Here is an 11,482-nt window from a genome sequence, read left to right as displayed (position 1 = left end):
AAGAGTCCAGCTGGTGATACCGGGCGTGCGCGTCGGCATCCGCGACGGTCGGGAAGATGAGTAACGCCCGGTCCGGCTGTCCGTCCATGTCCAGGGCCACCACCACGTACGGGGTGGCAGTGGACATCTGGGGTTCGCCCGGCGGGGTGGCGTCCATCCAGGCCGACGCGACGAGCCGGCGGACGTATGTCTTCGGCTGTCCCATGTCCCACGACATCCCCGTTCGTGCATGCGCTGCATGTGGTTGACGACATTCAGCTCACCGTGTCGGACCTGTTCGCGGTTCGGTGACCACTGCGGATACCGGATAGGCGCGCGGACCGACGACTAGGCGAACACCTAGACCACCACCTAGTTCACGATCTGCACCAACACGGCTACGGTTGGGTCGAAGGGGGTGTCATGCAAGCGGCTAACGGCGTGTTCGGCGCGGAACTGCGCCGACGGCGGGACATGGCCGGCTACAGCCAGCGGGGGCTTGCCGACGCGCTGGCCGCGCTGGCATGGGACGACCTGCGCCTACGGGTCGGCGTAGACGGCAACCTTGTGTCGCGCTGGGAGCGTGGCACCGCCCAACCGCGCGCGCCGTACCCGGACCTGCTGTGCCGGCTGTTCCGGACCACTCCCGAACAGCTCGGATTACGCGTCGGGCTGCCCTCCCACGCCGGCCCCGGCGACGGGCAGGCGGTCATCCCGTTCGAACCCAGGATGGTGATCGTGGATCGGATGCGGCGTGCGGGATCGTCCAACGTTTCCGACGACACCCTCGACCAGCTCGACCGGATGACCGTGGACGCGGTCGACGAGTACGAGCGGTTCGGCCCGGCGGTGTTGGTACCCCGGCTGGTCGAACAACGGAGCTGGGTGGAGGCGCTATTCGACGGTCGGCAGACCTTCCGCCAGCGAGGGCGCCTGTACCGGGTAGCCGCCCGACTGTCCGGGCTTCTCGGCTCTCTCGCCGTAGACCGCGGGGACATGCCGACCGCGCGGGCCTACTGCGACGAGGCATACCAGCTTGCCGACCTCGTCGACGAGGACGAGCTCCGCGCCTGGATCCGTGGCACACAGGCTCTGATCGAGTTCTACGCCGGTCGGTTTGACCGCTGCCTCGCGTTGGCTGTCGACGGATTGCGCTACAGCCACGGCGGACCTCAGGAAGCCCGGCTACTCGCCCAAGGACAAGCGCGGGCGGCGGGCAAGCTCGGCGATGCCCACACTGTCGCCGTGGCTGTCGACCGTGCCCGCGAACTGGCCTATCCCCGTCCTACGGGAACGGTCAGCCCATGCCTGGCACTGGACGGGTACTGCCCGGCCCGGGTGGACGGCAATGCCGCTACCGCCTTCCTGGCCGTCGGCGACCTCACCAGCGCCCGCCGGTTCGCCTACGCCGCGCTTACCCGATTCGACGCCGCGGGCATGGCCGGACCCCGATCGTTGACCCGTATCGACATTGCGGTGACGTTCCTCTCCGACGGCGAACCGGATCGAGCCGTACACCTGGTCGGGGAGGCGTTGGAGATTTCCGCATCGCGGCCGATCGCCACCGTGGCGGCCCGGACCGGGCAGTTCCTCGATGCTGGACGCCGGTTCCTGCCGACCGCGTCCATGCGGGACCTGACCGAGCTGGCCACTGAGTGGCAGCACACCGCCCGACCCGAGCTGCCCGGCGGCTAACCTCCGGGACATGCCGCGGGAACAGCAACACGTCCATGCACGTCGGGAGGCGTTCGCCCGGTTAGAGCGGATGCGGGACCACTGGTGGTGGCGTCCCGGCTGGCGGGTCGGACGGTCGTTCTACACGTTCCACATCACCTTCGACAGCACTCCGGACGTGGTCGACCTAGCCGGCCGCTACCAGCGGGCGCTTACTCTGCCCACCCTCGACCCGGTTCCCGCCGACGGCCTGCACCTGACCATGCAGGGGATCGGCTTCACTGACGAGGTCAACCGAACGGACCTGGACGCCATCATCAGCGCGGCACAGGCCCGCTGCGCCTGGCTGGCACCCTTCGACGTGACCATCGGACCGGCGGACGCGGACCCGGAAGCGGTCATGCTCCAGGTCGCACCCTGGGCGCCGGTGGACGAACTGCGCGCCGCTGTCCGGGCTGCGATCGGCGACGTGTGGGGCGAGGCCCGAATACCCGGAGCCGCCGGCGGCTTCACCCCGCATGTCTCCGTCGCCTACTCCGGCGCGGACACCTCGGCGGCGCCGCTACGGCAGTGTCTCGCCGGAATCGAGCCGGTAAGCGTCACCAGCACCGTTGTCGCGGTGCAGCTCATCGACCTCAACCGCGACCGGCGGGTCTACCGGTGGTCGACCGTCGCCAGCATGCCACTGCGTGGCGCGTCTGCCGACCGCTGAGTTCCGCTCCGGTAGGTGGGGCGGGTCCTCCTCACGGCGCTCCACTGCCCGCCGGACTCGGGCCTGTTCCCGAAGCTCCGCCGCGACCCGTTCGTGCCTACGGTCGACGTCCGCCCGATGGCCCGCGCACAGGACATCGTCGGGTGGTGCATCCTCAACGCAATCGGGGTATTCGCAGGTCACAGAACAATCGTGCTACCCGGCGAGGTAGCCCGCGAGCTGGTAGGCGGCATGCCGGTCAAGGTTGTGCCGTGCCCGGTCGTACCGGCGGGTGGTCCGCGGATCGGAGTGTCCGGCGGCGTCCTGGACGTCGCGGAGGGACACGCCAGCATCCAAACTCAGCGTCACGAAAGAGTGGCGGAGCGAGTGCGGACTCAGTTTGCTGGCACTGGCGATGCCCGCATCCCGCGCCAATCGGCGGATCAACCGGAACACGGCCGGTTCGTCCAGCCGCCTACCCGTCCGGGTGGTGAACAGCGGCCCGTCGGCCCGCCCGTCCAGGTAGACATCGAGCACGGCGGCGACCGAGGGTGCCAGTGGGACGGTGGCCCGCTTCCCGCCTTTGCGCACGATCCGGAGGACCCGGTGTCCGCGCTCCGTATCAAGATCGGCGACGTCTGCGGCCAACGCCTCGCCGATGCGGAGTCCGTTCCCGGCGAGCAACCCGATCAACGCGTGTGCGCGGGGGCTGTCGGTCGCGGCTGTGGCGAGTAGGGCGCGCACCTCGTCCCGATCGAGCCCGGTGGTCTGCGAATCGTCGCCAAGACGGGGGCGCTTGACGTGCGTCAGCGGCGACCGAGTGAGCACATCCTCGGCGACCAGGTAGGCGTAGAACGACGCGAGTGCGGACAGCCGGCGGGCGACGGTGGCCACGCTGCGCCCGTCGACTTCTTCCAGCTCGCGGGCATAGGCATCGACGTGGCCGCGGGTGGCAGTGATCACGGTGATGTCGCGGGCCGCGCACCATCCGAGGAACGCGCGGAGGTCACGGCCGTACGCGGTCCGGGTGTGGGCCGACCGATGACCGAGTAGCCATGCGGCTACGTGTCGCGTCAGGGGGTCGGTGTCGTCGGCGATGACGAGGGTGACTGGTGTCCGTACCGCGATCTCTGTCATGACTACAGGATAACAGTCATTATCCTGTAGTTTTGTAGATCTTCCTGTTTGAATCAGGCGTGACGAAATGGACGCCCTCCGCGCCGATCCTCCGAAGATGATCCGCGATGACATGGATACAGAACGTGCATAGCCAGGAAGGGGCCGGCCGGCCGGTCAGGAGTGCGCCCGGCCGGCCGCAGATGAGGCAGGGACCGACGCCCGGCACAGCCTCGCCCCCCGAGTGCTCCATGTCACCGCCGTCTCAGACCGACCTGAAGCGGGCCGTCTGCGGCGCGGCCGCGTAGAAGCCCGGCGGTCGCGCGACCATCGGCCAGCCAGAGCAGATCGGCCGGGATGCGTACCGGCCTCGATCTCGGTTTGAACGGACGGGAGCCAACCCGAGGACTTCACCTATCGCGTTCGATCGATCCCTGAAGATCGGCCCGTGGCCGTGCCAGGAAGGTTCCCGCACGCCGATGATCCGGTCCTGCCATGCATGGACCGTCTCGTGCAGAAGGATGTCCTCTGCGAGACGGAGGCGGCCGGCGGCGTGGCGCCGACCCGGTATGACGTCGGGATGCGTTCCCACCACAAGGCGCCGATTGATCCTTATGTGGCTACTGTGATCGCCGATTCGGTCGTAATCCCCGTAGAGCCGAAATGGAAGATCGGCTAGTTCGATGGTTGGAATGGTCAGGGCGTCGCCGAAGAACAGATCGTTGATGGTGAGCCAGGTGACGTAAAGGTGCTGGAGGTCGGCCCGGCATTCCTCGGGTGTCGAGGTGAGCGCCTCGACCACGATCGGATCGTTGATCATGTTTCGTTCGGGTGCTACGGCGGATACCGCCAGAGCATCGATGACGGATCGGGCGGTCGTCAGCATCGCGGGCCGTACATGGTCAGGCGTCGCGTCGTGAAGGCCCGTCAGCCGAGTCAGTATGTCGGCCAGGGCGCCGAGCGTGGCCGGCCGACAGGACGCGCACACGGGCATCCCGCTGTGCGTATCCACGAGAAGCACCCGGCCGGCCGACTCGACTGTCGTACCGCACCCACACCGGCCGACCGGGGACGGTGCGGGTGCCAGGAAAACGTCAAGGGTGGGACCGGCGGGTGTCATTCGTTAGCCGAAACAGCGATCAGCTCAGTTATCGCAGCGTCCAACGTACCCGCGAAGACGTCCAGCAGCAGCGGCCTGAAGGCGGTTACCACTGCTGCGCGAACACCGGGCGCGGCCTCATCCAGTTTCACGAGGGCCGTGTTCAGAGCGCGAATAGCGTTCGTGGCACCCTTCCCGATCTTGACATCTGCACATAGATCACATATCCGATACGGCTCACCACCGCGGCTTCCAAGAGCCGCGATCACTGGGTACACCTCGGCGAGACCGCCGTCATCGAGACAGGTCGGCATACCGGAACGCGGAAGATCACCGATCTGGAGGTAGACGGTCGTGCGGTTCGGCATTGCATTCCCTTCGGAAGATCGATCGGAACACGGGTAGAGCCGGCTCCGCTTACGACTGCGGCGGCGGAGCATCGGGGGTGGGGCGGTGCTCGATGCCCGCTGCGGGTTCGCGCGGCTGTCTAACCGGAAGCGCACGAAGCCGGCGGAAGTGGTCGGCGCGGGCCACCTGGATGCGCCGCTCACGCTCGCCGGGGTCGGTGACTCCGGTGACATCCGCGGTCGCGTCAATAACAGCGAGGGCTGCGGCGCGGGCGGGTGCCGTGCGGCCCGCCCGGTCGACTGTGGCAGCCCACGACTGTTCCGCAGCACGACGGTGTGAATCATCCATAGGGGGTCAACTCCAGGACCGACGCGACCAATCCGCGTCGTGACGGATCTCTTCGGATGCAGACCCAGGCCGCGCTATGCGCCGTGCCGGGCGTTGGGCGCTATGCGCTCCTACCGCTATCGGATGCAGACCCAGGCCGCGCTATGCGCCGCGCCGGGCGTTGAGCGCTATGCGCTCCTACCGCTATCGGATGCAGACCCAGGCCGCGCTATGCGCCGCGCCGGGCGTTGAGCGCTATGCGCTCCTACCGCTATCGGATGCAGACCCAGGCCGCGCTATGCGCCGCGCCGGGCGTTGAGCGCTATGCGCTCCTACCGCTATCGGAGCATAGCGCGCGCTGTGGTCGCGCTGCCCCCGCGTGCTGGTCGAGCGACAAGACCGCGGACCGGATACGGCACCTATGGCGGTTTAGCTGCTGTTCGCCGGGTTTGAGTTTTGGGTCATCGTGTGGCCCGAAACTGTCCGGTGTCGGCTTACCCGTCACAATGGGATCATGATTGGTAAGACGGGACGGCGCCCCGGCCGTCCAGACAAGCTCGACCCCACCGCGGCGAAGACGATCGTGGACGCGTTGCGGGCCGGGTCGCATCAGACCTATGCGGTCGACCTGGCAGGGGTCGGTAGCACGACCTACTACCGGTGGCTTCGCCACGGCCGGGAGGACCGGGTGGCGGGTCGGGAGACGAAGTTCGCCGAGTTCGTAGCGGATGTTGCGCGTGCTCGTGCTCATGTCCAGCTGGTGTTGGTGACGCAGATCCGGACCGCCGCGGCAGGCGGTGACTGGCGTGCGGCAGCCTGGGTTCTGTCGCATGCTTTCCCGGAATGGTCGGACAAGATCGATCTCAACGTGGGTATGGATCAGGAGGAGTTCGAGCGGGCGGTCGAGGCGATCGCCGAGCTTCTCGCGGGCGGCCCGTCTGATGATCTGCCGTCGGGTGAGGCTGTGGAGTAGCCGGCGGCGTTCCGCTGAGGCCCTCCCGTGTACCGATCGGGACGGCCTCAGCGGAGCGTGCCCGTCCGGCGGCAATCGCCGTACGGCACTGATCAGCCCAGAAGCGGACGCGCTCCGCGGGAAGCTGCGGCGACGAACACCACCATGGGCGCGGCCCACGCCGGCGAGACGCCGAGCCGTGGTCCTGGTCGCCGAGTTCGGCCCGCCGATCCCGGGCATCTGACGAGTCGGTCGGCACGTGCTCGAAATAGAGGCTCACGCCACCCTCCACACCAGGCCGTACGGATGTTCGATCGTTCCATCATCCACACCGGGCCGCGCCGGGTCGACCTTCCCGGACCGGTTCATCTCCGCGGCAGCCTCACGGGCTGCCTCGCGGACAGGCCTAGGGGCGGTCTCATCCTCAGCCGTTTTGACGACCTTGGTCGCCTTGGTGAGAGTGCGATGAGACATGCCCACCGCTTTTGCGGTTCGAGCGCGGGACTGGCGTTCGTGAGGGGGCAATGACGCAGGGCTACCTTCAGCAAATTTTGCTGAAGGTTGGAGATCCGTTCTCGTTCCCTGACGTTCTGCAGCGGCCCGCCGTTCAACCTTGACGATGATTTCCGCGTGCCGTACCGCTTCTTCCGGGGTGTACTGTTCCCGTTCGGTGTTTTCTTCGCCCTCGGCGTACAGGGCGGTCAATTCGTCATGGATTGATTCAGCGACCGTGACGGGTATGGCGGACCTTGGCCGTCTTCGCGGTTCTCGCGCGGGACTCGTGTTCATGATGTGGTGCCGGTTCCGGAAATGTTCCGGAACCGGCAAGCGCGGTCAGCTCGTCATGGACTGGCTGGCCGACCGGGCGACGTTCGCGACCAACATCAATCCGCGGACATATCCGAGGTTTTCTTTATCGCCACGGACCGACGAGCTATCCGGCCGGGCCGTACCTCTGAGTTCGGTGGTAATCCGCTCTTCGATTGCGGCGATGACCGCAGCTGGACCTTGATCGGCAACCGCCTGGGCTATGTAGTCCCCGACCTCGACTCCGTCGACGAAGGAGTCCAGCCGATCATAGGAGTCATCCGACTGCGCCGCTATGACAGCTGTCAGGTGTGCTGCGAACTCGGCTGTTATGACAGCACCCTCCCGAAGAATGATAATCGGCTCTTGGGTGGGTCCCTGTGCGCAGATTGCCTGAACGTCTAAATCTTTTGCTATTGCCACGGATATCACTATTTCCCCCCGACTCGGAATATCAGAAGGAACCTGTGTAGCTCGTTACACCCCGCTCCGCACCGGATACCCAGGATCGTTATCGATTGTTGTTGGACGATGATGATCCGTCTTGCTCACGTTGCGGATCCGGCTTGGCCCGGACCGCCTGCCCCCCGATGGCCCGAAGCCGACCGGGCGCCATCTTGACAACGGCTGAGATGGCCATAGAGACACGAAACCCGCCGTCCGGGAGGTGACCAGCTTCGATCCCTATCGCGTGGGCCATCATCGCCACGTCACGGGCGAGGCGGCCACGAGGTCATGAGCGGGTTCTCTTCACCGTGGGGTCCCGCAACAGGGCTTCGAGCTGGTCATTGACGGCCTCGATCCGGATGCCCTCCGCTTCGGCGAACTCCGCGAGCCTGCCGAAATCGGCGGCGGTGCACTCCTCGACCGGTTTGCCGAGCGCTGCGACCTCGCGGGCACGGTCGTCGGTGCGAACAGCATCAAGAAGGTCATCGGCGCTCTGGTCGGAACTCACCGGATCCTCCGGTCGAGCTCGGCGACCAGGCCCAGCATCAGCAGCAGTTCGTGCCGCTCGGCCGGGTCGGAGACGTACCGCCGGACGACACTGGCGGCCTGGAGGCGCTCAGAGTCGGCCAGAGCCGCACCGCCCATGTGTTCGACCGGTTGGACTTCATAGCGGGGCATGGCTGGCTCTCCTTCGGTCGCTCCAGGATTGGCTTCGGAATGCGGACCGTGCGCGGAGTACGGCGCGGACGCGGTCACACCGCTATCACCGCGAGCAAATTTTGATCATTCTGTATCGCGCAAGATCTACCCCCTCCTGCGGTCACCTCTCCAACGCGACCACTGCCCGGCTGAGCCGGGAGGCGCGCCGCGAGCCCGTCCGTGGCGACCGGATTTCGATCTTTGCCAGCCTTGATTAACCGACTGATTTCGATCTTTCGGTTTTGGGTCCGGCTGGGAGCTTTAGTCGCGCGGGCGCGCGCGAGAGCAACGTGTTTACGCAGGTCAGCGGCCCGAGAGTGACTCACCGGGTGAGTCGCTCTCAAAGCCGAATCTTCGAGCTCGACGGCATCCGAGAGTGACACGGGGGGTGAGCCACTCTCGGCGCCAATAATGATCGGACTCCGGGCCTGATAGACGGCATAACAGCCATGGCCGCCACCGCGGGCCACACGGTGGATCAACCCCGCCTTCTGGAGCTGACCGAACAGGCGGATCACCGACGGACGAGCGACCCCCAACACTTTTTCGATCTTGTTTGACGGCGCCTCGATCCGGCCGGCCGCTGTCATCAGCCCACTCTCCGGGAGCGCGATCCGGGCAGCATGACGGGCATAGACCGGGCCGAGATCGGTGCTCGCTATAACCGCGGTGCTCCACTGCTGCCGGGTGAGCGGCGTCACTCCAACCGGCAGGGGAGCCACACGATGTGCAGACCGTACGTGCAGCTTGGCGGTACCGTGATCTGGGTTTGTGATGGTGGTCGGCGCCGTGCCCGCGGCGCCCGACCCACTCACCGCACTACCTGATCTTGTCGGCTCCCGAGCAGAACGTGGAGCTGGGCGATTTGGGTGATCTCCAGGGGTGGCGCTTCGTCGATGATCCGGCGGATGTACTCGTCGATCGACGGCCCCTCGGCCACACGTGGCCCGCTCATCGGGTGGGCTCCCGCCGTAGGCCCGCCAGATGCCGATCTACATCGGCCAAGCTAACCCAGCTGCGACCAGTGATGATCCATCGCGGTATATGACGGAGGATCGTTCGACTGTAACGCTGAGTAATTACATGGCGATGATCAGGGAGATCAGCCGCCAGTACGAGATCGTCCGGGATCGTGTCTCGGCACGCAGGGATAGCCACAGATCGTCCTCGGGGAGATGGTGAGGACGGAGCGGCAGGACACCCGCGCCGCGAGCTATGCGGGCAGGTAGACCCGACCGGCCGTCCCGATGGTCATCGGGGCGGAACCGGTAGTCGGGGGACGGCGGGTGATCCCACCACGGAGCGCGATCACTGTTACCGGTGTCGGTGGCGGCCAGCCGTCACGGGCGGGCTCGGGCTGCTCCGGCTCGTTGAGCTCATCGTCAGGTAGGAGCGTCACACCGTCGATGGTGTAGACCGCGACCGCGAGTACGACCGCGAGTAGCGCGACCGTCCACCCGGATATCTGGGTGCATCCTGGCGTTGGGTGTGCGGCCCGTAGTCGAAGCTCGTCGAGGAGCGCGGTGTGCAGCCGGCAATGCCAGTACGCCTGCTCTGCCGGGTCGCTGGCGGTCGCGGCGATCGCTTCCAAGCAGTTGAGGGTGTTGCGGCCCGGCCTGGCCGGCAGAGACCACACCAGACGTCGCAAGGCCCGCGGGAGCCTGGAGACGGTGTGCCGGTGCTGCCGGTGTCTCCGCTCGCCATCCGCGCCGAGCCGCATCAGGACCGACAGATGGTCCCCGATCGTCTCAGGGCGATCGGCCAGTAGGTGGCGAGGGGCGGTCGTCGTCATGGCTCGTTCAGCTTATGGCCAGATGGCGTCGACTGCCATCACATGGCCGAGACTGTCTTGCCGGACGGCACCTCGTCTGCACGAAGAAACTTGATCTCAATGGAATTGTGGTCGAAGCCGGGTCCTCGCCGCGTTGGCAGAATCCGAATCCGCATCCGCAAGGCGACGAGCACGGCGTGTTGTTGGGTGATGCCGAGGCCGTTCCAGCACTGTTCTGGTGCGGCGATCAGTTCCCCGACCAGTTCCGAGGCCACGCCTGGGACCGCGAGTTGTGCCGCGCGTTCGGCCTGCTCTAGTTGCGGCAGGAGTCGTGCGTTGATCCGGCGTAGCTGCATGATCGTAATCGTCCCATCTGCGTAGTCGTCAGCCGCGGTGTTCAGTCGTGCTCGAAGAGTTTCAGCTTCCTCCCGGGCCTTGTGGGCGGAGCTGTCATCCCGGGTGAACAGCACCCAAGCGTCTGGCTGGGACAGGCGCTCGATGAGCACCCAATGGACGAGGTCATCAACGCGCTTCTGGTTACGTCCCACGCAGCTTTTCCGTGCGTTACAGGTGTATAGCTGGAGCTTGTGCGATTTCAGGACGCGTAGCTCTTCTCCGCATACTCCGCAAGCGGCTATGCCGGCGTTGAAGCTGAGTAGGTGTCGGCGGGCGCCGGATTTGCTGGTGGCCCTCGCTGGATCGTTCAGCAGGGCGACAACCTGGTCATGTTTGTCTCGGTCGACGATCGCAGGCCACGCCGCCGGGCCGATGATCTCACCCTTGTAGGTGCGGAGGCCAATGTTCGCCGGTCGCAATGCCACCTTGCGAACGCCGGAGTACAGCCACTGCTTAGCGGCTGGTGCGGGCACGTTCCGCGCGTTCAGATCCACCGTGATCGCCTTGATGGACTCGTGGCGGAGCAGCCGGTCAACGATTTCGCGGACGATCGCCGCGGTAAGGGGATCTTCGACGTCGCGGAAGCCGAGGACCCGCCCACGGTCATCGGTAGTGCGTTCCCTGCGCCATCCGAACTGACAGGCGCCGTTCGCCCGGCCCTCTTGGGCGCGCTGAAGGGCGGCACGTGTCACACGCTCGCTTTTGATCTCCGATTCCCAAGTGTCCAGCTCGCCGAGGATGCCGGTCAGGCCGCGTCCGGACGCAGTGGACAGGTCGAGATCTTGGCCCTTGACGGCGACGACGCGACACGCCTTGGTGGCTAGGAGCTCGATCCCTTCAGCGCGTTCGCGGCGGTTCCGCCACAGCCGAGACGTGTGGTAGACGACGACGATCTGAACCTCACCGCGCTCCACGGCGGCCATCAGCGCGGCGTACTGCGGTCGGAACGTGCCACGCAGGGCGCTGATGTCGTCGTCGGAGTACTTCCCGGCGATCTCCCACCCGTGCCGCTCGGCGAGGTCGCAGCAGTCCTCCACCTGGCGGGCGATGCCCTTCTCCAGGGCAAGCGGATCTTCCGAGATGCGTGTGTATATCGCGACGCGACTCATGTTTGACATCTTAGCCGTCTACGTGCTTAGCTTTTCCCCGGTGGCCCCGGCTCGACGTTCGGGGACG

Annotated in this window: 16 protein-coding genes; 3 read left to right on the top strand and 13 right to left on the bottom strand. The window is 66.2% G+C overall.

Translation table 11 applies throughout. The annotated features are described in order from the left end of the window. Positions 1-205, bottom strand: a 205-nt coding sequence (locus tag U9980_RS09270) for a hypothetical protein (protein ID WP_322767554.1), incomplete at its 3' end; no start/stop codon positions are given. A gap of 197 nt (positions 206-402) precedes the next feature. Between U9980_RS09270 and U9980_RS09265 the strand changes: the two genes are divergently transcribed. Together U9980_RS09265 and U9980_RS09260 are read left to right on the top strand one after the other, a co-directional pair. After that, positions 403-1,674, top strand: coding sequence for a helix-turn-helix transcriptional regulator (locus U9980_RS09265; protein WP_322767553.1), 1,272 nt, complete (start codon positions 403-405; stop codon positions 1,672-1,674). A 70-nt stretch (positions 1,675-1,744) separates the two neighbouring features. After that, positions 1,745-2,365 (top strand): 2'-5' RNA ligase family protein, encoded by a 621-nt coding sequence (locus U9980_RS09260; RefSeq protein ID WP_322767552.1) that lies wholly within the window; start codon positions 1,745-1,747, stop codon positions 2,363-2,365. 195 nt (positions 2,366-2,560) lie between these two features. Here U9980_RS09260 and U9980_RS09255 read toward each other — a convergent pair whose 3' ends face one another. The 4 genes from U9980_RS09255 to U9980_RS09240 form a co-directional block, all read right to left on the bottom strand. Continuing rightward, complete coding sequence (locus U9980_RS09255; RefSeq protein WP_322767551.1) at positions 2,561-3,481, bottom strand: tyrosine-type recombinase/integrase; 921 nt, start codon at positions 3,479-3,481, stop codon at positions 2,561-2,563. 244 nt (positions 3,482-3,725) lie between these two features. Then, positions 3,726-4,280 (bottom strand): hypothetical protein, encoded by a 555-nt coding sequence (locus U9980_RS09250; RefSeq protein WP_322767550.1) that lies wholly within the window; start codon positions 4,278-4,280, stop codon positions 3,726-3,728. A gap of 296 nt (positions 4,281-4,576) precedes the next feature. Further along, complete coding sequence (locus U9980_RS09245) at positions 4,577-4,927, bottom strand: hypothetical protein (RefSeq protein ID WP_322767549.1); 351 nt, start codon at positions 4,925-4,927, stop codon at positions 4,577-4,579. 49 nt (positions 4,928-4,976) lie between these two features. Continuing rightward, positions 4,977-5,255 carry a hypothetical protein gene (locus U9980_RS09240; RefSeq protein WP_322767548.1) on the bottom strand — a complete coding sequence of 93 codons (279 nt, stop codon included), beginning with the start codon at positions 5,253-5,255 and terminating at the stop codon, positions 4,977-4,979. Between the two features lie 493 nt (positions 5,256-5,748). On the opposite strand from U9980_RS09240, the gene U9980_RS09235 reads away from it, so the two are divergent. Continuing rightward, positions 5,749-6,207 carry a hypothetical protein gene (locus tag U9980_RS09235; RefSeq protein ID WP_322767547.1) on the top strand — a complete coding sequence of 153 codons (459 nt, stop codon included), beginning with the start codon at positions 5,749-5,751 and terminating at the stop codon, positions 6,205-6,207. Positions 6,208-6,462: 255 nt separating this feature from the next. Here U9980_RS09235 and U9980_RS09230 read toward each other — a convergent pair whose 3' ends face one another. The 8 genes from U9980_RS09230 to U9980_RS09195 all read right to left on the bottom strand — a co-directional run bounded on the left by U9980_RS09230 (position 6,463) and on the right by U9980_RS09195 (position 11,415). Next, complete coding sequence (locus tag U9980_RS09230) at positions 6,463-6,891, bottom strand: hypothetical protein (protein WP_322767546.1); 429 nt, start codon at positions 6,889-6,891, stop codon at positions 6,463-6,465. Positions 6,892-7,020: 129 nt separating this feature from the next. Then, positions 7,021-7,425 carry a hypothetical protein gene (locus U9980_RS09225; RefSeq protein ID WP_322767545.1) on the bottom strand — a complete coding sequence of 135 codons (405 nt, stop codon included), beginning with the start codon at positions 7,423-7,425 and terminating at the stop codon, positions 7,021-7,023. A gap of 301 nt (positions 7,426-7,726) precedes the next feature. After that, entirely contained in the window at positions 7,727-7,948 is a 222-nt protein-coding gene (locus U9980_RS09220) for a hypothetical protein (protein WP_322767544.1), read from the bottom strand. Next, positions 7,945-8,118, bottom strand: coding sequence for a hypothetical protein (locus tag U9980_RS09215; RefSeq protein WP_322767543.1), 174 nt, complete (start codon positions 8,116-8,118; stop codon positions 7,945-7,947). Before U9980_RS09215 ends, U9980_RS09220 begins: the two co-directional genes overlap by 4 nt. Before the next feature lie 74 nt (positions 8,119-8,192). Further along, the gene (locus tag U9980_RS09210; RefSeq protein WP_322767542.1) at positions 8,193-8,840 is read right to left on the bottom strand and encodes a hypothetical protein; all 648 of its coding nucleotides are present in this window, start codon (positions 8,838-8,840) and stop codon (positions 8,193-8,195) included. Positions 8,841-8,950: 110 nt separating this feature from the next. Next, positions 8,951-9,094 (bottom strand): hypothetical protein, encoded by a 144-nt coding sequence (locus U9980_RS09205; protein ID WP_322767541.1) that lies wholly within the window; start codon positions 9,092-9,094, stop codon positions 8,951-8,953. A 258-nt stretch (positions 9,095-9,352) separates the two neighbouring features. Next, a complete protein-coding gene (locus U9980_RS09200) occupies positions 9,353-9,931 on the bottom strand; it encodes a hypothetical protein (protein WP_322767540.1) in 579 nt (192 codons plus the stop codon). A 38-nt stretch (positions 9,932-9,969) separates the two neighbouring features. Next, the gene (locus tag U9980_RS09195; protein ID WP_322767539.1) at positions 9,970-11,415 is read right to left on the bottom strand and encodes a recombinase family protein; all 1,446 of its coding nucleotides are present in this window, start codon (positions 11,413-11,415) and stop codon (positions 9,970-9,972) included. Positions 11,416-11,482: the final 67 nt, after the last annotated feature.

Origin of the sequence: Protofrankia sp. Cr1, assembly GCF_963555865.1 — a bacterium.
Taxonomy (GTDB): domain Bacteria; phylum Actinomycetota; class Actinomycetes; order Frankiales; family Frankiaceae; genus Protofrankia.
Note: the sequence above shows the minus strand (reverse complement) of the source record. Positions and strands in the feature narration are given on the sequence as shown.